At 64.2% G+C, this 25,336-nt stretch carries 27 protein-coding genes and 1 riboswitch; of the genes, 14 read left to right on the top strand and 13 right to left on the bottom strand.

The genetic code is table 11. The annotated features are described in order from the left end of the window. The first annotated feature begins 40 nt into the window (after positions 1-40). Positions 41-1,225: a Na+/H+ antiporter NhaA gene (gene nhaA / locus EK369_RS10990; protein WP_127114287.1), complete on the top strand. Its 1,185-nt coding sequence runs from the start codon at positions 41-43 to the stop codon at positions 1,223-1,225. 47 nt (positions 1,226-1,272) lie between these two features. On the opposite strand, the gene EK369_RS10995 is transcribed toward nhaA, so the two are convergent. The 5 genes from EK369_RS10995 to EK369_RS11015 form a co-directional block, all read right to left on the bottom strand. Beyond that, complete coding sequence (locus EK369_RS10995) at positions 1,273-2,721, bottom strand: cobyric acid synthase (protein ID WP_127114288.1); 1,449 nt, start codon at positions 2,719-2,721, stop codon at positions 1,273-1,275. Between the two features lie 96 nt (positions 2,722-2,817). After that, on the bottom strand, positions 2,818-3,162 hold the full coding sequence (locus EK369_RS11000; RefSeq protein ID WP_127114289.1) for a Lin0512 family protein: 345 nt from the start codon (positions 3,160-3,162) through the stop codon (positions 2,818-2,820). Next, a complete protein-coding gene (locus EK369_RS11005) occupies positions 3,159-3,503 on the bottom strand; it encodes a Lin0512 family protein (protein ID WP_127114290.1) in 345 nt (114 codons plus the stop codon). The genes EK369_RS11000 and EK369_RS11005 overlap by 4 nt, the downstream gene beginning before the upstream one ends. Before the next feature lie 202 nt (positions 3,504-3,705). Then, the gene (gene cobO / locus EK369_RS11010) at positions 3,706-4,320 is read right to left on the bottom strand and encodes a cob(I)yrinic acid a,c-diamide adenosyltransferase (RefSeq protein WP_127114291.1); all 615 of its coding nucleotides are present in this window, start codon (positions 4,318-4,320) and stop codon (positions 3,706-3,708) included. 146 nt (positions 4,321-4,466) lie between these two features. Then, the gene (locus EK369_RS11015; RefSeq protein ID WP_127114292.1) at positions 4,467-5,633 is read right to left on the bottom strand and encodes an NnrS family protein; all 1,167 of its coding nucleotides are present in this window, start codon (positions 5,631-5,633) and stop codon (positions 4,467-4,469) included. A gap of 35 nt (positions 5,634-5,668) precedes the next feature. Then, positions 5,669-5,879: riboswitch (cobalamin riboswitch) on the top strand. A gap of 78 nt (positions 5,880-5,957) precedes the next feature. On the opposite strand from EK369_RS11015, the gene EK369_RS11020 reads away from it, so the two are divergent. Genes EK369_RS11020 through cobJ form a run of 7 tightly spaced genes read left to right on the top strand, consistent with a single transcriptional unit; the run spans position 5,958 to position 13,956 of the window. Next, complete coding sequence (locus EK369_RS11020; RefSeq protein WP_127114293.1) at positions 5,958-6,344, top strand: DUF1636 family protein; 387 nt, start codon at positions 5,958-5,960, stop codon at positions 6,342-6,344. After that, positions 6,337-7,374 carry a cobalamin biosynthesis protein CobW gene (gene cobW, locus EK369_RS11025; RefSeq protein WP_127114294.1) on the top strand — a complete coding sequence of 346 codons (1,038 nt, stop codon included), beginning with the start codon at positions 6,337-6,339 and terminating at the stop codon, positions 7,372-7,374. Before EK369_RS11020 ends, cobW begins: the two co-directional genes overlap by 8 nt. Before the next feature lie 5 nt (positions 7,375-7,379). After that, a complete protein-coding gene (cobN, locus tag EK369_RS11030; protein ID WP_127114295.1) occupies positions 7,380-10,715 on the top strand; it encodes a cobaltochelatase subunit CobN in 3,336 nt (1,111 codons plus the stop codon). Then, complete coding sequence (locus EK369_RS11035) at positions 10,712-11,842, top strand: ferredoxin-like domain-containing protein (protein WP_127114296.1); 1,131 nt, start codon at positions 10,712-10,714, stop codon at positions 11,840-11,842. The genes cobN and EK369_RS11035 overlap by 4 nt, the downstream gene beginning before the upstream one ends. After that, the gene (locus EK369_RS11040; RefSeq protein ID WP_127114297.1) at positions 11,842-12,471 is read left to right on the top strand and encodes a precorrin-8X methylmutase; all 630 of its coding nucleotides are present in this window, start codon (positions 11,842-11,844) and stop codon (positions 12,469-12,471) included. The genes EK369_RS11035 and EK369_RS11040 overlap by 1 nt, the downstream gene beginning before the upstream one ends. 7 nt (positions 12,472-12,478) lie before the next feature. Beyond that, the gene (cobI, locus tag EK369_RS11045; protein WP_127114298.1) at positions 12,479-13,207 is read left to right on the top strand and encodes a precorrin-2 C(20)-methyltransferase; all 729 of its coding nucleotides are present in this window, start codon (positions 12,479-12,481) and stop codon (positions 13,205-13,207) included. Beyond that, positions 13,204-13,956, top strand: coding sequence for a precorrin-3B C(17)-methyltransferase (cobJ, locus tag EK369_RS11050; protein WP_127114299.1), 753 nt, complete (start codon positions 13,204-13,206; stop codon positions 13,954-13,956). The genes cobI and cobJ overlap by 4 nt, the downstream gene beginning before the upstream one ends. A gap of 90 nt (positions 13,957-14,046) precedes the next feature. Here the strand turns inward: cobJ and EK369_RS11055 are convergent, their stop codons facing one another. Beyond that, on the bottom strand, positions 14,047-14,781 hold the full coding sequence (locus EK369_RS11055; RefSeq protein ID WP_127114300.1) for a cobalt-precorrin-6A reductase: 735 nt from the start codon (positions 14,779-14,781) through the stop codon (positions 14,047-14,049). Between EK369_RS11055 and cbiE the strand changes: the two genes are divergently transcribed. From cbiE to cobF, 6 genes are all read left to right on the top strand, one after another. After that, positions 14,780-15,979 carry a precorrin-6y C5,15-methyltransferase (decarboxylating) subunit CbiE gene (gene cbiE / locus EK369_RS11060; RefSeq protein WP_206198073.1) on the top strand — a complete coding sequence of 400 codons (1,200 nt, stop codon included), beginning with the start codon at positions 14,780-14,782 and terminating at the stop codon, positions 15,977-15,979. The two genes, EK369_RS11055 and cbiE, sit on opposite strands and share 2 nt — an antisense overlap. Next, on the top strand, positions 15,976-16,341 hold the full coding sequence (locus tag EK369_RS11065) for a cobalamin biosynthesis protein (protein ID WP_127114302.1): 366 nt from the start codon (positions 15,976-15,978) through the stop codon (positions 16,339-16,341). Before cbiE ends, EK369_RS11065 begins: the two co-directional genes overlap by 4 nt. After that, positions 16,338-17,132 (top strand): precorrin-4 C(11)-methyltransferase, encoded by a 795-nt coding sequence (gene cobM, locus EK369_RS11070; protein ID WP_127114303.1) that lies wholly within the window; start codon positions 16,338-16,340, stop codon positions 17,130-17,132. Before EK369_RS11065 ends, cobM begins: the two co-directional genes overlap by 4 nt. A 78-nt stretch (positions 17,133-17,210) precedes the next feature. Continuing rightward, the gene (locus EK369_RS11075) at positions 17,211-18,521 is read left to right on the top strand and encodes a cobyrinic acid a,c-diamide synthase CobB (RefSeq protein WP_127114304.1); all 1,311 of its coding nucleotides are present in this window, start codon (positions 17,211-17,213) and stop codon (positions 18,519-18,521) included. After that, entirely contained in the window at positions 18,518-19,240 is a 723-nt protein-coding gene (gene cobA, locus EK369_RS11080) for a uroporphyrinogen-III C-methyltransferase (protein ID WP_127114305.1), read from the top strand. The genes EK369_RS11075 and cobA overlap by 4 nt, the downstream gene beginning before the upstream one ends. Positions 19,241-19,260: 20 nt before the next feature. Continuing rightward, entirely contained in the window at positions 19,261-20,013 is a 753-nt protein-coding gene (gene cobF / locus EK369_RS11085; protein ID WP_127114306.1) for a precorrin-6A synthase (deacetylating), read from the top strand. A 122-nt stretch (positions 20,014-20,135) separates the two neighbouring features. Here cobF and modC read toward each other — a convergent pair whose 3' ends face one another. The 7 genes from modC to EK369_RS11120 form a co-directional block, all read right to left on the bottom strand. Next, positions 20,136-21,215: a molybdenum ABC transporter ATP-binding protein gene (gene modC, locus EK369_RS11090; RefSeq protein ID WP_127114307.1), complete on the bottom strand. Its 1,080-nt coding sequence runs from the start codon at positions 21,213-21,215 to the stop codon at positions 20,136-20,138. Then, positions 21,215-21,907, bottom strand: coding sequence for a molybdate ABC transporter permease subunit (gene modB, locus EK369_RS11095; protein ID WP_127114308.1), 693 nt, complete (start codon positions 21,905-21,907; stop codon positions 21,215-21,217). Before modB ends, modC begins: the two co-directional genes overlap by 1 nt. Before the next feature lie 3 nt (positions 21,908-21,910). Further along, complete coding sequence (gene modA, locus EK369_RS11100; RefSeq protein ID WP_127114309.1) at positions 21,911-22,690, bottom strand: molybdate ABC transporter substrate-binding protein; 780 nt, start codon at positions 22,688-22,690, stop codon at positions 21,911-21,913. 63 nt (positions 22,691-22,753) lie between these two features. After that, positions 22,754-23,125 carry a winged helix-turn-helix domain-containing protein gene (locus tag EK369_RS11105; protein ID WP_127114310.1) on the bottom strand — a complete coding sequence of 124 codons (372 nt, stop codon included), beginning with the start codon at positions 23,123-23,125 and terminating at the stop codon, positions 22,754-22,756. A gap of 37 nt (positions 23,126-23,162) precedes the next feature. Further along, positions 23,163-23,666 carry an OsmC family protein gene (locus EK369_RS11110; RefSeq protein ID WP_127114311.1) on the bottom strand — a complete coding sequence of 168 codons (504 nt, stop codon included), beginning with the start codon at positions 23,664-23,666 and terminating at the stop codon, positions 23,163-23,165. Continuing rightward, positions 23,663-24,553, bottom strand: a complete 891-nt coding sequence (locus EK369_RS11115; RefSeq protein ID WP_127114312.1) for a fumarylacetoacetate hydrolase family protein — start codon at positions 24,551-24,553, stop codon at positions 23,663-23,665. Before EK369_RS11115 ends, EK369_RS11110 begins: the two co-directional genes overlap by 4 nt. Positions 24,554-24,557: 4 nt before the next feature. Beyond that, complete coding sequence (locus EK369_RS11120) at positions 24,558-25,334, bottom strand: cyclase family protein (RefSeq protein ID WP_127114313.1); 777 nt, start codon at positions 25,332-25,334, stop codon at positions 24,558-24,560. Between the last annotated feature and the right edge of the window lie 2 nt (positions 25,335-25,336).

Genomic DNA, 25,336 nt, shown 5'->3' on the forward strand with positions numbered 1-25,336 from the left:
CCCCATTTATGCATCATGACCATTCAACTCAGGAATTGAAATGCTGATCGCCGCAATCGACCGATTTTTTAAACACGAGGCCGCCGGGGGTATCATGCTGATGATGGCCGCTGCGGCCGCCATGCTGGTAGCCAACTCACCCCTGGCAACGGGATACAACTTTCTCCTCGATACCGAGGGCGCCATAACCATGAATGGCAACGGCATCGAGAAACCGATGCTCTTGTGGATCAACGACGGCCTTATGGCGGTGTTCTTCTTTCTGATTGGTCTGGAACTGAAACGAGAGTTTCTCGAAGGCAAACTGAAGAATCCGCGAGACGTGATTTTGCCGGGCGCTGCTGCGGTCGGGGGCATGGCCGTGCCGGCGATCATCTTTGCGGCGCTGAACTGGGGAAATCCTGAAACCATCAAAGGGTGGGCCATTCCGGCGGCGACGGACATTGCCTTTGCCTTGGGTATTCTGGCCCTGATCGGGGCACGGGCGCCTGCGTCCTTGAAAGTGTTCCTGCTGACGCTGGCGATCCTGGACGACATCGGTGCCATCCTGATCATCGCAGTGTTTTATACACCCTATCTCAAGGTGCATTTCCTGCTTATGGCCTTGGCGCCTCTGGCCATTCTGTTCGTGCTGAACCGGATGAAGATCCACCGCATTGCACCCTTTGTTTTGCTGGGGATTGTGATGTGGGTGCTGGTTCTGAAATCCGGCGTGCATGCGACCCTGGCGGGCGTTGTCGTGGCCTTTTTCATCCCGCTCTATGACCGGTGGGGGAAATCACCGTTGCATTCGCTGGAACACGGGCTGACGCCTTATGTGTACTTTTTCATCGTCCCGGTTTTTGCCTTTGCCAATGCGGGTCTGGTGCTGGAAGGTCTGTCGCTTGCCTATTTGGCCAACCCGCTGCCGCTGGGCATTGTTCTGGGTCTGGTTCTGGGTAAGCAGATCGGGGTCTTTGGGATCACCTGGCTTGTGGTCAAGTCCGGCATCGCGCGGCTGCCGCATGGGGCGAACTGGATGCACATCTATGGAGTCGCCTGTCTGGCCGGGATCGGCTTTACCATGTCGCTGTTCATCGGGGGGCTGAGCTTCAAGGATCCGGAGCTGCTGAACCAGGTGAAACTGGGTGTTCTGGGGGGCTCGATTGTCTCGGGTGTGATGGGCTTTGCGCTTCTCTACATGGCGGGAAATACCGAGGAAAAAGAGAAGGTTGCGGCCGAGTAAGCCCATCCATCAAACCGACCAAAGCGGCCCCGCAAGCGGGGCCGTTTTCATTTGGCGACGGCGAGCAAGCCCTTGATATCCAAGTGGGTTTCCATGTGATCGGCAAGCGCATCCAGCGTGGCCTGGACCGTGGCGTCATAGCCGCTGCCCGAGGACTTTGCCCCCAGCGCAGCGAGCCACGCCGCCCGAAAGGCATCATCCCGGAACATGCCGTGCAGGTAGCTGCCGGCGATGCGGCCATCCGCGCTGATGGCGCCCTCTTCACGGCCTGAAACGGTGGCAAAAGGGCGCGTGCGGTCGGGGCCGGTGGTGCGCCCGATGTGGATTTCATAGCCGTGGAAAGGCGTGTTTGACCCCGCGTGCACGGCCTGTGTCTCGGTCAGACGCTTGTCCGGTGTCATCAGGGTTTCGACGTCCAGAAGCCCGAGGCCGGGGGTGGTTCCGGCGGAGCCTTCGATGCCATCAGGGTCATCAATTTGATGGCCAAGCATCTGATATCCCCCGCAAATTCCCAACACATGACCACCGCGACGCACATGCGCCTGGAGGTCGATGTCCCACCCTTGTTCACGCAGGAACGCGAGATCCCCACGGGTGGATTTGCTGCCGGGGATGATCACGAGATCGGTGTCACCGGGGATCGGCTGACCGGCGCGCAGCATGGTCAGGCTGACACCGGGTTCCTGTGCCAAGGGGTCGAGGTCATCAAAGTTGGCGATGCGGGAAAGGCCGAGGCAGACCACCTTGAGATCGCCGTCGCCCTGCCCGTCCGCGATGTCCAGACCATCCTCGGCCGGAAGCTTCCAAGCCTCTGAAAAATATGGTAAAACACCAAATCCCGGCCAGCCGGTATGCTGTTCAATCATCGCATAGCCATCGTCAAACAGGCTGGGATCGCCACGGAATTTGTTGACCAGAAAACCGCGGATCAGGGCGGCGTCTTGTGCAGAGATCACAGCCTGGGTGCCGACGATCTGGGCAATCACCCCGCCGCGGTCGATGTCGCCGGCCAAAATCACTGGAATATCAGCGGCTTGCGCGAACCCCATGTTGGCGATGTCACCGGGACGCAGGTTGACCTCGGCCGGGCTGCCTGCGCCCTCGACAATCACCAGATCATTGTTTGATTTCAGACGGTTAAAGCTTTCCAACACCTTTTCCATCAGGGTGGGTTTCAACGCCGCATAGTCGCGCGCCCTGACCGTGGTCAGGCGTTTGCCCTGCACCACAACCTGCGAGCCGACATCGGTTTCGGGCTTTAACAACACCGGATTCATATCTGTTATCAAGGGTTTGCCACAGGCCAAGGCCTGCAACGCCTGTGCCCGCCCGATCTCGCCCCCGTCCGAGGTGACGGCGGCGTTGTTGGACATGTTCTGCGGCTTGAACGGCGCGACAGAAAGGCCCTGCCGGGTGGCGGCACGGCAGAGGCCCGCCACCAGCATCGACTTGCCGACATTCGAGCCGGTGCCCTGGATCATCAAAGCCCGTGTCATTGGTTAAGGTTCCGTAAAATGACCATGTTGTACAACATTTTTGACCCCGACTCTCCAAGTTGTACAACTTGGATACCCCGTGATTTTAACCCGAATTTAACCCTGTTTCGGCAGAAAGGCCTCGACCGCAGCCGAGGCGATGACCAGCACGTTGCCGGTATCGGGGTTGGTGACGTTGAGACCACCAAAGGTGGCGGTGACGGTGGCTGTTCCGCGCGGGAGTTTGGCGGTGAGGGCGGTGATGTCGACCTTGTCCGGTTCCTGCACACCGATGGTGACCTGCACGCGCATGTCGGTGTGGTCCAGCCCGAGGGCATCGAACATCGGGATCGAGGAATGGCGGATGGCGTCTTCGATGGCGCGGGCGGCGGCCTTGGTATAGTCCTGCCCGTACTGATCATTGCCCATGCCCATCTCGATGATGAAACGCTGATCGCTCATGAGGGGTCCCCCAGATCGAGCGCCACGGAGATGGCGACATTGGCGATGACGGTGGGATTGCCGGTGGGGCGCGGGACGTCGAGGCCACCCGCGACCGGGGTGACGGTGACCTGGCCGTATGGAAATATTTCCGCGACCTTGGCGGTGTCGATCTGGTCGGGTTGCTGGACGCCGACCTCGACCGTGATGAGCATATCGGATTTGTCCTTGCCGAAGAGTTCGGCGAGGTTGATCGAGTTGTGCCACAGCGCGTCTTTGACCGCGCGACAGGCGGCTTGGGTATAGTCCTGACGGCGCAGCGACGACCCCATGCCGAATTCGGTGAGCAGGCGTTTTTTCATGTGTTTGAGCCCCCTTCAAAAGTTTCGCGTAGGTCAGCGCCCGCCCCGAGGTGGGGTCTGCGTGACCCGGAAAGCAGGCACTTTATCCCGAAACCCCCGGACGTCGGTTTAATATGTCCAAACGATGCAAAAGCGCCCGCCTGGGGGGCGGGGCGGGCGCTGACCGGGCTGGTCGCCCGGTTGATTTCCTTGGGTCGGAGTGTCAAAACTCCACCCCCTTCTGCGCCTTGATGCCATCGCGGAAGGGGTGTTTCAGAAGGGTCATTTCGGTGACCAGATCGGCGGCCTCGATCAGTTCGGGTTTGGCGTTGCGGCCGGTCAGCAGGACATGGGTCATGTCGGGTTTCTCGGTCAGGAGGAAATCGACCACGTCGTCGATGTTGAGGTAATCGTTGCGCAGGGCGATGTTGATTTCGTCGAGCATGACAAAGCGGTTGGCGGGGTCGCGGATCAGCTGTTTGGCGAGCTCCCAGCCTGCCTGGGCCTTGGCGACGTCGCGTTCACGGTCCTGGGTTTCCCAGGTAAAGCCTTCGCCGGAGACGTGGAATTTGACCTCGTCGGGGAAGTGTTCTTCGAGGAAGGCGCGTTCGCCGGTGGCCCAGTTTCCCTTGATGAATTGCACGACGGCGACGGGAAGCCCATGGGCGATGCAGCGCATGATCATGCCGAACCCGGAGGAGGATTTGCCTTTGCCGGGGCCGGTGTGGACGATGATCAGGCCCTTTTCCTCGGTCTTGGTGGCCATGAGGCGGTCGCGGGCGGCCTTGATTTTCTTCATCTTTTCGGTGTGGCGGGCGTTCTGATCGGTCTCGGACATGGGGGCCTCATGAGGGTCGCGGTTTCAGGGGGCACAGAAGCATAGGGATTGGTTGGGTGCAAGGCGATGGGCGACGCATGGGGGCATGTTCGCGCCCGCCCTGGGGGGCGGGTCGGGCGTGAACCGGACCGCAAGCGATTTGGCGTTTAAGTGTTGCGCGCACCGCTGAAGACCGGGCGGGGCACCGGGCGGGTGACAGCGGGCAGGTAGAGCAGCGCGTAGAGGGTCCAGCCGGTGCACCAGAGGGCTGCCGCACTGTCCAGCGCGTCGAACATGCGCGCGCAGGTGGCCAGCCAGATGAGGGCAAAGGCAATGAGGGTGCCTCGGCGGGGGCGCAGACCGTCCGGGGTACGTTTGGCGATAGAGCGGGCCGAGACGGCGAGGATCAGACCTCCCATGGCGCCCATGATCAGGGCGTGGATGGCCTGGGGTTCGCTGAGGGGGCCGCTGCCATTCAGCGATGCGCCCCAGAGATAGAGGCCAAGGGGCAGCCAGAGGTAGCCGAGGGTGAGGATGGCGAGCAGCGGGTCGTGAAAGGCGCTGCGCAGCGACCAAAAGGCCATGCGGGCCATGAGCAAGAGTGCGGTAAGGCGCAGGAAACCTGCGGCGACATCCGTGCGCGCCGCGAAGAGACCCATGGCGGCCATCAGCAGCGCGCCGAGGGCGATGGGGGCAAGCCAGAGGGGTTCCTCGCGCGGGATCTCATTGCGGCGGATTGCGGCGCGGGAGAGGAAGGCCGGGACAAGCTGGCCTCCGACCACGATCAGGAGCAGCGCGAAGCCGAGGACCGGCAGATAGGGCGCCCAAGCGGGCAGTGTGGCGGTGTGGAGCGCGGTGATCCAGAGGGCTGAGCCGAGCCCGGCAGCGAGACAAAAGAAGAGGAACCCGGCGCGCCAGTGTTTGCCGCCCTTATGGGCCTCATAGGCCAGCAGCGCAGCGATGCCCCAGAAGAAAGCCAGCGATGTCGCCGCAGTGAGGGGGGAAAGGTCGACAAGGAGGCCAAGGCGTGTGGTGAGCCAGAGCCCCGCGAGCACGCGCAGCGGCCAGCCCGAGGGCGGGGCGCGGCCGGTCCAGCTGGGGCAGGCGGTCAGCAGGTAGCCCGCCAGTGCTGCCCCGGCAAAGCCAAAGGTCATCTCGTGAATGTGCCAGCCGAGCGACAGATCAAAGGGCAGATCGAGATTCGCCTGCCATTGCCAAAGGGCCACGCACAGCGCCGCCCAGAGGGCTGCCAGCGGGAACATCACACGATAAGATGCAGCCCAGAGGCCGGTTTTAGGCCAAACCCGGTCGGAACTGTTCACCTCGGTCGTCAAAGGGGTCTCTCCTGCTTGACAAAGGGCACCTGCCTGCCTCAGTTGGGCGCGCTGGTGCCTGTAGTAATACGGGTGAATAGGGAATGCGATAAGGGATTGGACAACAGCCCGAAGCGCAGCCGCCCCCGCGACCGTGACCGGAGAGGTCGCCCGCTGCCACTGACGTTGATCGGGAAGGCAGGGTGACCAAGGGCTGAGAAGCCGAGATCCGCAAGCCGGGAGACCTGCCAGCTGTTGAGTTGACGTAACCGGACGGGGTGTTTCGGTGTCGGGCTGTCGGTTGGCTTCCCGCTTTTCCCCGTCCCCCGAGATAAGGGATGAGACATGGCGAACGCGAACGCGCCTGTTGAACTGATGGTCTGCACGACCTGTCGCGCAGGCCAGCCGACGGATGTCGAAGGCCCCCGCCCCGGCACGCAATTGTTCGAGGCGCTTGAGGCCTCGGACCTGCCGGCGCATGTGACGCTGACGCCGGTCGAGTGTTTCTCGAATTGCGATCACGGCTGCTCGATCACCCTGCGCGGCGGCGACGCGCGCTGGACCTATGTCTATGGCAATTTCACCGGCGCGGACGATGTCGCGCTGGTTGCCGAGGGCGCCACGAAGTATGCCGCCACCACCGACGGGCTGGTGCCGTGGCGCGAACGCTCAACCCATTTCCGCAAGAACTGTATTGCACGTATTCCGCCAATGGAGACCCCGGATGTCTAACCTTGAAAAACTTCCCGTCACTGTCATCACCGGCTTTCTTGGCTCGGGGAAAACCACGCTGATCCGCAACCTGATGCAGAACCCTCAAGGCAAACGGCTGGCCGTTGTGGTCAACGAGTTTGGCGATGTGGGCGTGGATGGTGAGATCCTGAAGTCCTGCGCGATCCCCGATTGCCCGGAAGAGAACATCATGGAGCTGGCCAACGGCTGCATCTGCTGCACGGTCGCGGATGACTTTATTCCGACGATCGAAGCGCTGATGGCGCTGGACCCGCGGCCCGAGCATATCGTGATTGAAACGAGCGGTCTGGCGCTGCCCAAGCCGCTGTTGAAGGCGTTTGACTGGCCGGATATCCGCTCGAAGATCACCGTGGACGGTGTGATTGCGCTGGCTGACGCCGAGGCGGTGGCGGATGGGCGCTTTGCCCCGAACGTGGCGGCGGTGGATGCCCAGCGCGAGGCGGATGACAGCCTGGACCACGAGACGCCCCTGTCCGAGGTGTTCGAGGATCAGGTGTCCTGTGCGGACATCGTGTTGTTGACCAAGCCCGATCTGGCAGGCCCCGAAGGTGTGGCCAAGGCGAAAGCGATGGTTCTGGCCGAGGCGCCGCGTGCGCTGCCCGTGGTCGAAGTGGCCGAAGGGGTTGTGGACCCCCGCGTGATTTTGGGGCTGGAAGCGGCTGCAGAGGATGACATGGACAACCGTCCCAGCCATCACGATGGCCATGACGATCACGAGCATGACGACTTTGAAAGCGTTGTGATCGACGTGCCGGAACAGGATGATCCCGTGGCCTTTGCCGCCAAGATCGAAGCGCTGGCGAAAGAGCAGAACATCCTGCGCGTCAAAGGCTACGCCGCGGTCAAGGGCAAGCCGATGCGCCTGTTGGTGCAGGCGGTCGGGGCCCGCGTGCGGCATCAGTTTGACCGCCCGTGGAAGCCGGAAGAGGGCCGTCAGGGCCGCATGGTCGTGATTGCCGAGCATGATGACGTAAACGAGGACGCAATCCGCGCCGCGCTGGTCGATTAAGCCCCATGCATGTCGTCTTTCGTGAAAGCCACGGGTTGGAAGAGACCGAGACCCCGACCGACCTGGGACAATCCCCGGCGGATCTGGTGGTATTGTCGTTCTCGGATTCCGACCTCGGGGCTTTTGCGGCGGGCTGGCATCGCGGGCGGGATGATTTGCCGTCCTTGCGGCTGGCGAATATCTCGGCACTGAAACATCCCCTGTCTGTCGACACCTATGTCGAGCAGACCTTGGCAGGCGCCAAGGCGATCCTGATCCGGTTGATCGGGGGGATTTCCTATTGGCCTTATGGCATTCAGCAGATCGAGGTTTTGGCGCGCGAAAAGGGCATTGCGCTGGCGGTGCTGCCTGCGGATGGGCGGCCTGATGTGCGGCTGGACGAGGTGTCGACCCTGCCTGCGTCAACCTTGCATCGGCTGACGCATCTTTGTGACACGGGCGGGGCCGTGGCGGCACAGGCGGCCTTGGCGCAGTTGGCGCTGGCGGCGGGCTTGTACGCGCGGCCTGTGCCGGGGAAAAAGACCCTGCCGGATCAGGGGGCGTGGACGCCTGAGACCGGGGTCTGTGATGCGCGGGCGGTAAGGGATGAGAGCAAGCCGCTGGTGGCACTGACGTTTTACCGCGCCTATCTGACGGCGGCGGATACGGCACCGATTGAGGCGTTGTTTGCCGAGTTCCGGGGGCGTGGGTTTGACGTGATTGGCCTGTTTGCGCCGTCGTTAAAGGCGCCCTGTGCGCGGACGGTCATTGCGTTGCAGCTGAAGGCGTTGCAACCGGCGGCGATTGTGAATGCGACGGCGTTTTCGGGCAAGGGAAATGACGGAGTATCTCCGCTGGATGCCACCGGCGCGCCGGTGTTTCAGGTGGCGCTGGCGACCTCGACCGAAGAGGCCTGGGCCGGAGCGGAACGCGGGTTGTCCCCTGCGGATCTGGCGATGCATGTGGTGCTACCGGAAGTGGATGGGCGGCTTTTTGCGGGCGTCGCCTCGTTCAAGGAAGCGGGCACGCGGGACGCGGCGCTGGAGTTTGCGCGCATGGCGCACCAGCCGCATGAAGGCCGGGTGCGGGCGATTGCCGATCAGGTTGAGGGCTGGGTGCGGCTGGCCGCGAAACCGGCGGCGGACAAGCGGGCGGTGTTCGTGTTGTCGACCTATCCGGGGCGCGACTGGAACATGGCGCATGCGGTGGGATTGGACCCATTGGCAAGCGTTGAGGCGATGCTGGGAGATTTGGCAGAGGCTGGGTATGAGGTTCACGATCGCGTACTGCCTGAGGGTGGGCGCGATCTGATCCGCGATGCGGATCAGGGTTTGGGCTTAAGCGATGCGCTGTTGGCTGAAACCATTGCTTGGGGGGTGAAAGAATACTCTGTCGCTCTGACCTCCCTGCCCCAAGCCTTGCGGGATGATCTGGTGGAAACATGGGGTGCCCCGGAGGATGACCCGGCCTGTCGCGATGGGGCGTTCCACTTTGCGGCCACGACACGCGGCACTGCGCTGGTCGCCCTGCAACCCGAGCGCGGCACGCCGGAGATGCGGGATGACGAATACCACGACCTGAGCCGCACACCGCGCCATTCTTATGTCGCGTTTTACCTCTGGCTGCGGCGGGTGCATGGCGCGGATGCGCTGATCCACGTCGGGGCGCATGGCACGTTGGAGTGGCTGCCGGGGAAATCGGTGGCCTTGTCGGACACATGCTGGCCCGAGGCGCTGATTGGTGACCTGCCGGTGATCTACCCGTTCATCGTCAACGACCCCGGTGAGGCCGCACAGGCAAAGCGGCGCATTGGCGCGCTGACGCTGGGCCATGTGCCTCCGCCTTTGAAACTGAGTGCCACGCCCGAGCGGTTCTCGCGGCTGGAGAGCCTGCTGGATGAGTTCTCGAACGCCGATGGGCTGGACCCGAAACGGCGGGACCGCTTGCAGGCGGACATTCGCGACGAGGCGCAGGCGCTGGGATTGGGCGAAGAGTTGGGGCTGGATGCCGCGACCTCATTGGCCGAAACGATCACGCGCATTGATACCTTTGTCTGTGACATCAAGGAGAGCCAGTTTGGCGATGGGCTGCACGTCTATGGGCGTGTGCCCGAGGCGGCGGGCAGCTTTGACGTGGGCCCTTCGGCGGCCTCTGAACGCGAGGCGCTTCTCAGGGCTTTGGATGGCAAACGGATTGCGGCGGGACCCTCGGGGTCGCCCTATCGTGGGCGCACGGATGTGCTGCCAACGGGGCGGAACCTGTTCACCACCGACCCGCGTTCGGTTCCCACACGGGCGGCCTATGCCCAGGGGGTGCGGCTGGCCGAGGAGCTGGTGCGGCGGCATTTGCAGGAAGAGGGCGATTATCCCAAAAACCTGATTGTTGACCTCTGGGGGTCGGCCACGATGCGCACGGCGGGCGAAGAGTTCGCCATGGCGCTGCATCTTTTGGGGGCAAAGCCTGTCTGGGATGAGGGCAGCGAGCGGGTGTCGGGCGTGGAGATCCTGCCGATTGCCATGCTGGAGCGGCCCCGGATCGACGTGACCTTGCGGGTCTCGGGGCTGTTCCGCGATGTCTTCCCGACCCTGTCGTCGCTGTTCACGCAAGCGGTGAAGGCATTGGCCGAGCGGGATGAGGCGGCGGATTGGAACCCTTTCGCGGGCCGCGTGACGGCACCGCGGGTCTATGGGCCGGCGCCGGGCAGCTACGGGCTGGGTATGGGCCACAGTCTTGAGCAATATGACCAGGAGGGGCGCGCAGAGGCCGGACGCGCGTGGCTGGCGGCGTCGTCTTTTGCGCTGGACAGTGATGTCCCGACCCGCGATCTGGATGGCATTCGCAGCCGCGTGGCCGAGGCGGACAGTTTTGTGCACCTGCAGGACATGCCCGAGACCGACCTGTTGCTGGCCAGCGATTATGCCGCGCATGAGGCGGGATTTGCCGCCGCGCAGAAGATCACCGGCGGCAAAGAGGCCGCCCTTTATCACGTGGACAATACCAACCCCGAGACCCCGCGCGCGCGCACCCTGCCCGAAGAGATTGCCCGCGTGGTACATGCGCGGGCAACCAACCCGGATTGGCTGGCGGGCATGATGCGGCACGGGTTCCGGGGCGGGGCCGAGATTGCCGCGACGCTGGATCACATGGCCTCATTCGCGCATCTGGCGGGTGCTGTGCCACCGCAGCTGTTTGACGCCTATCACGACGCGACGCTGGGCAATGAGGATGTTCTGGCGTTTCTGGAACACCAGAACCCGCAGGCGCTGGCGGCGATGCGCGAGCGGTTTGCGGCGTTGCACCGGGCGGGGCTGTGGCAGTCGCGGCGCAACTCGATTTTGGCCGAACTGGAGGGCTTGTCATGAGCCGCCCCGAGGCCAAGGGATGGTGCCCCGGCGCCTATCGCCCGATGATGTCGGGCGACGGGTTGGTGGTGCGGGTGCGCCCTATGCTGGCACGGGTGACCCGTGAGCAGGTTCTGGGCCTGTGCGCGGCGGCGCAGGAATTTGGCTCGGGCGTGATTGACCTGACGAGCCGGGCAAATCTGCAGATCAGGGGCGTCAGAGAAGACGATCACGAGGCCTTGCTGCAAAGACTGGCCGGGCTGGACCTGTTGCCGGATGACCCGGTGCTGGAGGGGCGGCGCAACATCCTGATCACGCCGTTCTGGCAGGCGGGGGATGAAACACACGCCTTGGCGCAGGACTTGACCGAGCGGCTGGCCGAGTTGCCGGAGATGCCTGCCAAGGTGGGGTTTGCCATCGACACCGGGGTGGCGCCGATGTTCCACGAGAACTCGGCCGATTTCCGGCTGGAGCGCACGCCAAGCGGTGAGTTGATCGTTCTGGCGGATGGCATGACTCGGGGTCGTGTCGTTGCACGGGACGCGGCGGTGGACGCGCTGATTGAGATGGCGGATTGGTTTGCGGCCCGGCGCGGCGATACCCGTCGCATGGCACCACTGATGCTGAAGACGCAATTGCCCGCCGACTGGCAGGGCACCCTGCGCGCGGCCCCTGCCCCGGCGCTGACGCCCGGCACCACTGAAGGCGGCGCGATCTATGGCGTGGGCTTTGGCCAGATGGACGCGCGACGGCTGGCGGCGCTGATGGACGCGACGGGCGCAGAGGCGATGCGGGTGACGCCCTGGCGGCTGATCCTGCTGGAGGGTGCAGAGCTGTTCGAGACCTCGGATTTCATCACCCGCGCCGATGACCCCTTGTTGCGGGTGGATGCCTGCCCCGGTGCACCGCTCTGCGAGGCGGCCAGCGTCGACACGCGCAGCGTTGCCCGTGAGTTGGCGCATGTGATCACCGGGCCTTTGCATGTTTCGGGCTGCGCCAAGGGCTGCGCCCGCCCCCGCAGGTGCCGCACGACCCTGGTGGGTCGGGGTGGTGCTTTCGATCTTGTTCGCGATGGCCTGCCGTGGGATGAACCGCGGCTAACCGGCCTCGCGCCCGACACCCTAAAAGACCGCATCGGAGAGAATTGATGCCGTATGAGTACGAAAAGAACGGCCAGGCGATCTATGACGAGAGCTTTGCCACCATTCGCCGCGAGGCGGACCTCTGGGCCTTTGACACCGACGAAGAGCAGGTGGTGGTGCGGATGATCCATGCGGCGGGCATGGTTGGGTTGGAAGAGCATGTAAAGTTCTCGCCCGGCATGGTTGCCGCGGCGCGCAAGGCGATGGAAGACGGGGCCCCGATTTTCTGCGACGCGCGCATGGTCAGCGAAGGCGTGACACGCCCGCGCCTGCCTGCGGACAACGAGGTGATCTGCACCCTGCACGCGGACGGTATCCATGAGCTGGCGGCCAAGATCGGCAACACCCGCTCGGCGGCGGCGCTGGAACACTGGCGCGACCGCTTGGGCGGCGCGATCGTGGCGATCGGCAATGCGCCGACGGCGCTGTTTCACCTGCTGAACATGCTGGAAGACCCCGACTGCCCGCGCCCTGCCGCGATCATCGGCTGTCCGGTGGGTTTTGTCGGCGCGCGCGAAAGCAAGGACGCGCTGTGGGCGGATCAGCCCGTGCCCTGCATGATCGTCGAGGGCCGTCTGGGTGGTTCGGCCATGACCGTGGCCGCCATCAACGCCATCGCAAGCCGTAAGGAATAAGCCCGACATGAGCACTGGAACAATTTACGGGCTTGGCCTTGGCCCCGGCGACCCGGACCTGATGAGCGTCAAGACGCACCGGTTGCTGACCAATGCCAAACACGTGGCGTTCTTTCGCAAGAAAGGCCGCACCGGACAGGCGCGCAAGATGGTCGATGGGCTGATCCCCGAAGGCGCCGTGGAATTCGCCATGGAATACCCGGTGACGACGGAAATCCCGGTCACCGATCCGCGGTACAACCAGCTTTTGTCGGCGTTTTATGCCGAGGTCTCGGTGCACCTGCGGTCGCTGGCGGAAGCGGGCGAAGATGTGGTGGTGCTGTGCGAGGGCGATCCGTTTTTCTATGGCTCGTTCATGCATCTTTACACGCGGCTGAACCACTTGGTTGACGTCGAGGTGGTGCCCGCGATCACCGGCATGAGCGGAGCCTGGACAGCGACCGGCGCGCCGATCACATGGGGTGATGATGTGCTGACCGTGCTGATGGGCACGCTCGAAGAAAAAGACCTCGTGCGGCATATGGATGACACGGACGCGCTGGTGGTGATGAAGATCGGGCGCAATTTCGACAAGGTGGTGCGGGCGCTGAAGGTGGCGGAGAAATATGACGACGCCTGGATCGTGCAGTTTGCCACGATGCCCAACCAGACGGTTACGAAGCTGTCGGAGATGACGGAAAAGGTCACGCCCTATTTTTCGATCATCGTGGTGCATGGTCAGGGACGGCGCCCGTGAGCGGATGGGTGGTCATAGCCGGTCTCGGGCCGGGCGATGACGCGCTGGTGACGCCCGAGGTGCAGGATGCGCTGGCCGAGGCTACGGATATTGTCGGCTACATTCCTTATGTGGCGCGGGTGGCCGAGCGCCCGGGTCTGACGCTGCACCCCAGCGACAACCGCGTGGAGATTGACCGCTCGCGTCATGCGCTGGAGATGGCCGCAGAGGGCAAGCGGGTGGTGGTGGTCTCATCAGGAGATCCCGGGGTCTTTGCCATGGCCGCAGCGGTGCTGGAAGCGGTGGAGCTTGGTGAGCGCGCATGGCGCAATCTGGACATTCGCGTGTTGCCGGGGATCACGGCGATGCTGGCGGCAGCGGCGGCCTGTGGCGCGCCCCTGGGCCATGATTTCTGCGCCATCAACCTGAGCGACAACATGAAGCCCTGGACGCTGATCGAAAAGCGCCTGCGGCTGGCGGCCGAGGCGGATTTCGCCATGGCGTTTTACAATCCACGCTCGAAATCGCGCCCCGAGGGGTTCGGCAAGGCGTTGAAAACGCTTCAGGAGGCCTGTGGCGACAACCGTCCGATGATCTTTGCCCGCAATGTCTCGCGGCCCGATCAGAGCATTCGGATCGTGCCGCTGGACGAGGTGCAGGAGGATATGGCGGACATGCGGACGGTGGTTCTGCTGGGGTCATCCAAGACGCGGATCATCGAACGCGACGGCGCGCCGCTGGTCTATACGCCGCGCTCGGTGGTGGACTAAATGCTGCCGGATCGCCTGCGATCCGGGATGCACCCGCCCGCCCCCCAGGCGGGTGCATTCGCACCCCCCTCGGGCAGGCGCATCCCTCTGTTACTTGGACAGCCAGTCGAACACGCCCTCAACCGTGGCCACGGTGTCCCGGTCCGGCAGCTCGGGGCGGTCGATCATCACCACCGGCAGGCGCAATGCGCGGGCGGCGTGCAGCTTGGCCTCGGCCCCGGCGCCACCGGCGTTCTTGCAGACCACCCGGTCGATGGCGTGCTCGGTGAAAAGCGTTGTGTCCCCGTCGACGGTGAACGGCCCACGCGCGACGATCACGGTGTGATGCGGCAAGGCGGGCGGCGTTTTGGGCGCATCAACGAGGCGCAGGATGTAGTGGTGCTGGGGTTGGGCGGCGAAAGCCTCCATATGCAATCGACCAAGGGCGAGCATGATCCGCTCTGCCGGGCCATCCAGAGCGGCAACCGCGCCCTTTATGTCAGGCACGTGGTGCCAGCGGTCGCCAGATTGCGCCGCCCAGGGCGGGCGGGTCAGGGCCAGAAGAGGTACACCGCCCTGCGCGCAGGCATGAAAGGCATTCCAGCTCATCTGCGCGGCAAAGGGGTGTGTGGCATCAATGACATGGCTGATGTTATGGTCCGCAAAGTAGCGGGCCAGCCCGTCGACACCGCCAAAGCCGCCAACCCGATGCGGGATCGGTTGCGGGCGCGGGGTATCGACACGGCCCGCGTAGGAAAACGTGGCCTGAACCTCGCGTTCTGCGAGGGCCCGCGCAAGGGCGCTGGCTTCGGTCGTGCCGCCAAGAACAAGGAGGTTGGCACCCATGTCTGAAACTCCGTGGCTCACCGTTGTCGGTTTGGGCGAAGATGGACCGGATGGGCTGTCGCCTGCAAGCCAAGACGCGCTGGCGCGGGCGGAAATCGTCATGGGCGCGGCACGGCATCTGGCGTTGCTGCCGGGTCTGACCGCCGAGGCCGTGACCTGGCCGGTGCCGTTTGCGGACGGGGTTCCGGTTCTGTTGTCCCATCGCGGCAATCGCGTGGTGATGCTGGCCTCGGGCGATCCGTTCTGGTTTGGCGCAGGCGCGGTGATTGCACGGCATCTGGAACCGGGGGAGTGGCGGGCGCTGCCTGCGCCGTCGACGATGTCGCTGGCGGCGGCGGTGTTGGGCTGGCCGTTGGAGCGGACCCGGTGCTTTGGCCTGCACGCGGCACCTTTGGCACGGCTGCGGCCGCATTTGTTTTCCGGGCAACGCCTGTTGGCGACGCTGCGCGACGGCGACGCCGTGGGCGAGTTGGCCGCCTGGCTGACTGCAGAAGGCTTTGGCGAAACCACGCTGCACGTGATGGAGGCGCTTGGCGGCCCACGGGAGCGGGTGCGCGGGGTGCAGGCCGAGCGTTACGCGTTGCAAGATGTGCAGCATCCGGTCTGTGTGGGGCTTGAGGTTGCGGGGCATGGCGCGGTGCTGCCGTTGGCCTCGGGGCGACCTGACACCCTGTTTGACAATGACGGGCAGATCACCAAACGGCCTGTGCGGGCGCTGACGTTGTCGGCCCTGGCGCCTTGCCCCGGCGAACACCTATGGGATATTGGCGGGGGCTCGGGGTCGATTGGCATCGAATGGCTCCTTGCGCATCCGACTTGCGCGGCGACAGCGGTGGAAATCAACCCTGAGCGCGCGGCCCGGATTGCCGAGAACGCCGCGCGATTGGGCGTGGAGCGGTTGCAGGTGGTCACCGGGGCCGCGCCGGACGCCTTGGCAGGGCTGGATGCGCCAGATGCGGTGTTCATCGGCGGAGGCATCAGCGAAGAGATGTTGCAGAGCGTTTGGGCGGCCATGCCCAAGGGCGCACGGCTGGTGGCCAATGCGGTGACGCTGGAGGCCGAGGTGCTGCTGGCCAACTGGCAGGCGGCCAAGGGCGGCGATCTCATGCGCATCGAACTGGCGCAGGCCAACGCTCTGGGGCGCAAGCGGGGCTGGAAAGCGGCCTATCCCATTGTGCAGTGGAGTGTTCAGAGATGATCGTCGCAGGGTTCGGATTTCGCGGCGCGGTCACGGTTGAGTCTTTGCGTGCGGCCCTCGCTGCGACCGATCAGAATCACATCGAAATGCTGGCCGCGCCCGCAGACAAAGCGCTTGCCCGTCCATTTCAGCGATTTGCCAAGGAGTTGTCCTTACCGGTGCTGGAAGTCTCTGCGGACATGATGCAGGCGACGGATACTTTCACCCAATCCGGCCCCAGCCTGACCCATCGTGGCACCGGCAGCGTGGCCGAGGCTTGCGCTCTGGCGGCGGCTGGGCCACAAGCCGAACTTGTCACTCACAGGCAAGTGTCGCCAGATCGTCTGGCGACCTGTGCCATTGCTATCGGAACACACGTATGACCGTGCATTTCATCGGCGCCGGACCGGGTGCCGCCGACCTGATTACCCTGCGGGGGCGCGACCTGATCGCGTCCTGCCCGGTGTGTCTTTTTGCCGGGTCGCTGGTGCCCGAAGGCATTCTGGCGCACTGCCCAGAGGGCGCGCGGATGATCAACACCGCGCCTCTGGATCTCAACGCGATCGTGGCAGAATGCAAGGCGGCCCATGCGGCGGGACAGGATGTGGCGCGGCTGCATTCGGGGGACCTGTCGGTCTGGTCCGCCATGGGCGAACAGATCAGGCGCCTGCGCGCCGAAGGCATCCCGGTGAGCGTGACGCCCGGCGTGCCGAGCTTTGCCGCGGCGGCAGCGGCGCTGGAGACTGAGCTGACCCTGCCGGGGCTGGCGCAATCGGTGGTGTTGACGCGCACGCCGGGGCGGGCCTCGACCATGCCCGAGGGCGAAACGCTGAAGAATTTCGCGGCCACCGGCGCGACGCTGGCGATCCATCTGTCGATCGGCAATCTGGACAACGTAATCGCAGACCTCACCCCGGCCTATGGCGCAGAGTGCCCTGTGGCCGTGGTCTATCGCGCCAGCTGGCCGGATCAGCAGATCATTCGCACCACACTGGCGCATCTGAAAACGGATGTGACCGAGAATATCACCCGCACGGCGCTAATCCTCGTCGGGCCTGCGCTGGCGGGCGAAGGGTTCGACGAAAGCAGCCTCTATGCAAGCGAATATGACCGCCGCTATCGCCCGCAATCCGCCGAAAGCCCATGGTCCAGTTGGAGACATGGCGATGACTGATCGGCAGGTGCCAAGCGGTTTCGAAACCGCTTGCAAGGCGTTTCGAAACGCCTTGGACCCGAATATGGAGATGTTGACATGACCGCAGCCCCTGGCATCCTGATTTCCGCGCCCTCGTCCGGCACCGGCAAGACCACGGTCATGCTGGGCCTGTTGCGGGCGCTGGCCGAGGATGGGCTGAACGTGCAGCCTTTCAAATCCGGCCCCGATTACATCGATCCGGCCTTTCACCGGGCGGCCGCAGGGCGGCCTTCGTTCAACATCGACACATGGGCGATGCGCGAGGGGCTGATCAGCGGCATTTCCGAGCAATCGGCAGGCGCGGACATCATCGTGGCCGAAGGGTCAATGGGACTGTTTGATGGCGTGGCCACGCGGGGCGAAAGCGGCTTTGGCTCTTCGGCGGAAACCGCCCTGAAAATGGGCTGGCCGGTGGTGCTGGTGATCGACGTGGGCGGGCAGGCGCAATCGGCGGCGGCGACGGCGTTGGGGTTCCGCTCTTACAATCCCGACCTGCCGTTTGCGGGGGTGATCCTGAACCGCTGTGCCTCGCCCCGGCACGAGCGGCTGGCGCGGCTGGGCATGGATCAGGCTGGCATCACGGTGCTGGGCGTCCTGCCCCGGCGCGGCGATCTGGCCCTGCCCGAGCGGCATCTGGGGCTTATTCAGGCGGTGGAACACCCCGATCTGGAAGAGGCCATCTGGGGCTACGCGACCTTCTTGCGGGACAATGTTGATCTCGCGGCGATCAAGGCGGCGGCCAAGGCTGGTCCGGCGGCGACCGGCACTCTGCCCAAGCCCCCTGCTCAGCGTATCGCGCTGGCGCAGGATGCCGCGTTTTCCTTTACTTATCCGCATGTTCTGACCGGCTGGCGCAATGCGGGCGCGGAAATTCTGCCGTTCTCTCCGCTGGCCGATGAGGCCCCGGCGGCGGATGCGGACCTCGTGTGGTTGCCGGGGGGATACCCTGAGTTGCACGCGGGCACATTGGCAGCGGCATCGACCTATCTGGCGGGGCTGCGCACACACGCCGAGACCCGGCCCGTGCATGGCGAGTGCGGCGGGTACATGGCGTTGGGCGACGTGCTGATCGACAAGGATGGCACCAAGCACCAGATGGCCGGTCTCTTGGGATTGGTGACCTCGTATGAAAAACGCAAATTCCACCTGGGCTATCGGCAGGCGACGCTTTTGGCGCCGATGCCGGGGTTTGAGGCGCGCGCGCGGCTTCGGGGTCATGAGTTCCACTACACCACCATCCTGGAAGAGCCGGACGCGCCTCTTGCCAATGTCGGCGACGCGGATGGCAACCCGGTTCCGGAAACCGGATCGCGCCGGGGCAACACAACCGGCACCTTCTTTCACCTGATCGCAGAGGCAAGCACATGAGCGGTTTTGTCAGTTTCGTGAGTTCCGGGCCGGGCGATCCGGAGTTGTTGACGCTGAAGGCGGTGGACCGGTTGAAAAAGGCCGATGCGGTGCTGTTTGACGATCTGTCCTCGGGGCCGATTTTGGAACATGCCAAGAAGGACGCCGATCTGGTGGGCGTGGGCAAACGCGCCGGTCGGCCGTCGCCCAAGCAGGACCATGTGAGCCGCCTGTTGGTGGACTATGCCCAGGAGGGCGGCCATGTGGTGCGGTTGAAATCCGGCGACAGCGGCATCTTTGGGCGCTTGGAAGAAGAGATCACGGCGCTGCGCGCGGCGGGCATTGATTTCGAGATCATCCCCGGTGTGACCTCGGCCAGTGCGGCGGCGGCGGCGGCGCAGATTCCGTTGACCCGCAGGCTGATGGCGCGGCGTGTGCAGTTTGTGACGGGGCATGATGTGGCAGGCGCGCTGCCCGGCGATCTGCACCTGCAATCGCTGGCTGATCCGGGTGCTACGACGGTTTTGTTCATGCCCAAGAGAACCTTTCCGGCGCTGGCGGAGAAGTTGTTTGAAACGGGGTTGCGGCGGGATTGCCCGGCGCTGTTGGCCGAGAATGTCAGCCATCCGGACCAGACGCTGACACGCACGACCATGGAAGCGCTTGCCGATCAGCTGTCAAAAGAGATCACCACCGCGCCGGGCATCATCCTGTTTGGCGAATTGGCCGAGGCACCCTGAGCGTTTCACGGAGAGATAACATGATCCGGCTTTCCCTTGTTGGTATCGGCTCTGGCAATCCCGAGCATCTGACGCTCGAGGCGATCCGCGTGCTTGAAGCTGCGGATGTGATCCTGTTGCCGCGCAAGGGGGATGACAAGACCGAGCTGGCCGACCTGCGCCGGATGATCGCGCGGGATGTGCTGAAGACCACTCCGAAGATTGTCGAATTCGACTATCCGGTGCGGGATGCGGGGACGCCGAAGTATCTGGATGGGGTGAACACCTGGCATGACGCGCTGGGGGCGATCTGGGGGCGTTTGATCCGTGAAGAAGCCCCCGAGAACGGCCACGTGGCGCTGATGGTCTGGGGTGATCCGTCGCTTTATGACAGCACGCTCAGGATCGCCGAGCGGGTCAAGGCGCAGGGCATCGCGGTGGACGTGCGGGTGGTGCCGGGGATCACGTCGTTGCAGATGCTGACGGCGGCCCATGCGATCCCGCTCAATACCCTCGGGGCACCGGTGCAGATCACCACCGGGCGGCGGCTGCGCGAGCATGGCTGGCCCGAGGGCGTCGACACGGTTGCGGTGATGCTGGACGGGGAATGCTCGTTCCAGAGTTTGCCGGGAGAGGGCTATGACATCTGGTGGGGTGCCTATGTCGGCATGCCCGACCAGATACTGATGGCAGGGCCCTTGGAGGATATGGGCGACAGAATTGTCGAGACCCGCGCCGAGGCCCGTGAGCGGCACGGCTGGATCATGGATATCTACCTGATCCGAAAGCGGTAACTTCCTGACCCCGGCATTCGCGTCACTGCAATCTTACCCGAGCCAGAGGCAGCACCTGCGGCCATACCCGAGACCTCATCGGCTTGGTCCGGCTTTATGAATCACGTCGCCCGACAGGCCGTCTATCCCCCCACGTCCTGCGGCGCGATCGAGACGGTTTTGACCACGGCATAGACCGTCAGGCCCGGTTGCAGCCCCATGGCGTCGACCGAGCGGCGGGTGACGCGGGCAAGGACGCGACCTGCGGAGGTGTCCAGCGACACGATAGCCCCCGGACCCTCGCCGCTGCGGACCTGGTCGATGCGGCCTGCGAGGACGTTGAGGGCAGAGATGCCGCTTGGTTTTTCGAGCGACAACATCACGTCCTGCGCCGCGATGCGGACCCGCAAAGGAGTGCCCGAGGCCAATCCCACGTTCGGCAGGAAAAGCCTGTCATCGCCTGCGCTGAGTTCGCTGAGGCCGTCGTCGTGGTGGCGGGCAACCTGTGCCTCGATCACCGCGCCGACCGAACGCACGCCGTCGGGGGTGAACATCGGATCCCCCAGCACCTGGACCGCGGGGCCCTGTCGCGCCACCCTGCCCCCGTCGAGCGCGATCAGTGTGGTCGCGAGGCGGGCGACCTCGGCGGGGGAATGGCTGACGTAGAGGATGGGGATGTCGGTTTCGTCGCGCAGGCGCTCGAAATAGGGCAGGATCTCGGCCTTGCGGGCCTCGTCCAGCGCGGCAAGCGGTTCATCAGCGAGGATCAGACGGGGGCTGGCAAGCAGAGCACGGCCGATAGCGGCCCGTTGTTTTTCGCCCCCCGAGAGTGACGCCGGACGGCGGTGCAGCAAGGGGCCGATGCCGAGCATTTCGACCACGCGGGCCATGTCTTCGCGCGGGGCATCCTTGGGGGCAAACCACTGGCCGAAACGCAGGTTCTGTTTCACGGTGAGGTGCGGGAACAGGCGGCCCTCTTGGAAGACATAGCCAAGGCGGCGCTTATGCGGGGGCAGCCAGAGGCCTGTTTCCGTGTCGCTGAGGGTCTGGCCGTTGACGATGATCTGCGCCTGTTTGGCACGCAACAGCCCCGCCACCGCGTTGATGACCGTGGTCTTGCCCGACCCGGAGCGGCCAAACAGCACGGTGAGGCCCGGCGGCGCGTCAAAGGTGACGTCGAGGTCAAAGCCCTGCATGGGATGGTGGAGGTCGACAGACAGCATCAGCGCCCCTCCATGCGTTTGGTGAGACGGCGGGCGAAGATCTCGGAGAGCAGGAGCGCGGTCATGGCGACGGCAACCGAGATCAGCACCAGCTTCATCGCCGCGCTTTCGCCGCCGGGGACCTGCAGGAAGGCGTAGATCGCCGAGGGCAATGTCTGGGTCTGGCCGGGAATGTTGGAGACAAAGGTGATCGTCGCGCCGAACTCGCCCATGGCCTTGGCAAAGGCGAGAATGCCGCCCGCGATGATGCCGGGCAGGATCAGCGGCAGGGTCACGGTGAGAAAGACCCAGAGGCGCGAGGCACCGAGGGTGGCGGCGGCCTGTTCAAGTTTTATGTCAACCGCCTCGATCGACAGGCGCATGGCGCGCACCATGAGCGGAAAGGCCATGACACCGGCGGCCAGCGCGGCCCCGGTCCAGCGGAAGGCAAAGGTGATGCCAATGTCCTGCAGAAAGGCGCCCACGGGTGCGCGGGTGCCAAAGGTCATCAGGAGCAGATAACCGGTGACCACAGGCGGCAGGATCAGAGGCAGGTGCACGAGACCGTTGACGAGTTGCTTGCCGGGAAACTCCCACCGGGCCAGTGCGTAGGCGGTAAAGAGGCCAAGCGGCAGGCCTGCGAGGGTGGCCCAGAGCGCCACCTTGAGCGAGAGCGCCACTGCCTGCCATTCTTCGGGGCCGAGCCAGTCCATCGGTTAGTTCCCAAGCGGCAGGAAACCCTGCGCGGCAAAGATGGCCTGGGCGTCCGGCGCTTGCAGGTAGCTGAGCAGGTCGGCAGCGGCCTGTTCATTGCCGCCAGCGATGGCGGCAGCAGGGTAGATGATCGGCGCGTGTGTTTCGGGTGGAATGTCGGCAACGACGGCCACGTCAGGGTCTGCGATTGTGTCAGAGGCATAGACGATGCCAAGCGGCGCCTCGCCCACCGAGACCAGCGCGAGAGCGGCGCGGACGTTGTCGGTCTGGGCGACGCTGGCAGCGATATGTGGCCAGTGGCCGAGGGTTTGCAGCGCCTCTTTGCCGTAGATACCGGCGGGCACGGCGGTGACCAGCGCCATGGCAAGGGGGCCGCTTTCGAGGTGGTCGGCAAAGACGTCCGGTTGCATGAGGTCGAGGGGCGTGGCCCGGTTGGCGGGGGCAATCACCACGAGGCGGTTGCCGATGAGGTCGCGGCGGCTGTTGGGGGCCAGCAGGCCGTCGTTTTGCAGCGCATCCATCCAGCCGGGGTTGGCCGAGATGAACACATCCGCAGGTGCGCCGAGCTGGATCTGGCGGGCCAGTGTCGAGGACCCGGCGAGCGACAGGCGCAGGTCATGGCCGGTCTGGGCGGTGAAGCCGGGAGCAATGGCGTCGAGGGCGGTTTTCAGGCTGGCGGCGGCGAACACGGTGAGCGTGTCGGCAAAGCCCCCCGAAGGCAGAAGCATCAGGATCGCCAGCGCCGCGCCCCTGCCCGTTTTGATGGCCCATCTGCGGATCATGCCCTGCCCTTTGGTCGAAATACCCCACCGGATATAACGCTTTGCTTTGGGTGAAATCAAGCGTTATTCCCCGTCGGAAATATCGACCAGCATGGCCTGAAGCCGCGCGATATTGTCGGCTCCGGCTGCGCGGGCCTTGTCTTCGAGCGCGCGGTACTCGGCAAGCACCGCTTGGCCTAGGTCGGTCAGCACCGCGCCTCCGCCCTTGGCCCCGCCCCGCGAGCTGTGCACAAGCGGCGCGCGGAACATGGCATTCATGGTGTCGACCAGTTGCCAGGCACGTTTGTAACTCATGCCCATTTCGCGCCCAGCCGCCGAGATCGAGCCGGTGGTCTCGATATGCTCCAAAAGCTCGGCCTTGCCCGGTCCCATCCATTCTTCGGGGCCAAAGACAAGGCGCAGGCGAAAGCGCGGGTTGGTGTCAGGGGTGCTCATGGGCCAAGGGTGCCGCCAATGCGCCCCAAGCGCAAGGTCAGTCGACGGCCACCCATGTATCGCCCTGCTTTAGCCGGTGGGTGATGGTGTTCTGCTGGCCCAATGTCTGTTCGATGAAACAGCCTTTTTTGGCCGCTTCGACAAGGCGCAGCTGATCTTCGAGCGGATCGTCGCTGTCGAGCAGGATGTCGATCTCAAACGACTTGGGCGCGGTCTCGTAGACGCGGTCCTTGGCGGCCCAGTCCCATTGCACGCGCACATCGACCTGCAGGTCGCTGATCGTGACCTTCATACGTTTTGCAAAGGCCCGGAGCTGGGTCATGATGCAGCCGGTCAGCCCACCCACGAACAGCGCGAGAGGTGGCGGTGCAGTGGCGTCACCACCATGAAAGGCGCCCTCGTCGCTGGCCAGCGTGAAACGTTCCTCGAAGGGTTTCACCATGCGCACGTCCAGTTCATTGCGCATCTTGCCCACCGCCTGACCGGTGCAGTTGAACTGCACCACGGCGCGCTGGGGCATCTGGTCGGGGGTCATGCTCATGCCGTGTCCTTGATGATGCGGTTGGCAAGGATGCCGATTTTCTCGATCTCCAGTTCAAAGCGGTCGCCCGGTTGCAGTTGTTTGCCGATCTCAAGCCCACAGCCGGTGCCCACCGTGCCCGAGCCGATCACCTCGCCGGGATAAAGTGTTTCCGAGGCGGAGATATGGGCGAGAATGGCGCCAAAATCATGGTGCATCTGGCCGGAATTGCCGCCGCCCCAGCGTTCGCCGTTGATGCGTGCCTCCATGTCGAGCGCGACAGGATGCGCGACCTCATCCGCGGTGAGGATAAAGGGGCCGAGGATATTGCCGGTGTCGAAATCCTTGCCCTTGGCCGGGCCGAGCTGACCAGCCATTTCCACCATCTGGGCGTCGCGGGCAGACACGTCGTTGAGAATGGTATAGCCAAAGATATAGTCCGTCCCGTCCTCGGCGCGGATGTTCTTGCCCTTTTTGCCCAGGACGATCGCCAGCTCGAGTTCGATGTCGAGGAAATTGGCGTAATCTGGCCAGAGGACATCCGCCTCGTGTCCGACAAAGGACATGCGGTTGCCCTTGTAATAGATCGGCTGGTTGTACCAGACGGGTGGAATTTCATATGTCCTGCCGGTCATGCGCTCGGCCGCGGCAAAGCTGTTCTTGAGGTGCGTTTCGAACACCAGACAATCGCGGTATTGCACCGGCATGATGGGTGGCAGAAAGGTCACCTGATCCATCGCCAGCACCTCGGCGCGGGCCTGAAGGGCGGCGGAGGTTTCGTCCAGGCCGCGTTGGTCGGCCTCGATCAGGGCCAGCATGTCGGCAAAGGCATCAATGGGGATCAGACCATCATCGCTGGCGACAACAACACGGACGCGGCCCTGATGTTCAACGGTTCCAAGACGCATGGGGTTACTCCTCGAATATGGCGACGGCGCGGGTGAACCCGGCACTGGCGCCCTTGATCTTGTAGGGAAAGCAGGAAATCTCGAAGCCGCTGGCCGGCAGGGTTTCCAGCGCGGTCAGCTTCTCCATGTGGCAATAGCCGATCTCCATGGACGCACGGTGGCCCTCCCAGATGATCGACGCATCGCCGGATTTGGCATAGGCCTGCGCAGTGAGCGGAAACGGGGCATCCCAGCTCCAGGCGTCGGTGCCGGTCACACGCACGCCGCGCTCTAAGAGGTACATGGTGGCGTCGCGTCCCATGCCGCAGCCCTTGATAAGATAATCAGCCTCGCCATACCGCTCACCGGCGGATGTGTTGACCACAACGATATCAAGCGGTTGCAGGTCATGTCCGATGCGTTTGAGTTCCGCTTCGACATCCCCGGGGGTCACGATATAGCCATCGTCGAAGTGGCGGAAATCCAGCTTGACCCCGGGGTTAAAGCACCACTCGAGCGGCACCTCGTCGATGGTGATCGCGCGTTCGCCGTTGCTCATCGTGGAATGGTGGTGATAGGGCGCGTCCAGGTGGGTGCCGTTGTGGGTGGCGATTTGCATCATCTCCACGGCCCAGCCTTCGCCGCCGGGGAGGTCCTCTTTCTGGAGGCCCGGAAAGAAGGACATGACCTGTTCGGCGGTCTGCTCGTGGGTCATATAGGTGATCTGGGGCAGCATGATCGGTGGATCGCTGACGATGCCGGATTCCAGTGGGACCGAGAGATCGACATAGCGGCGGGGCATGG

The sequence above is a fragment of the Shimia sediminis genome (genome assembly GCF_003990645.1).
Classification (GTDB): domain Bacteria; phylum Pseudomonadota; class Alphaproteobacteria; order Rhodobacterales; family Rhodobacteraceae; genus Shimia; species Shimia sediminis.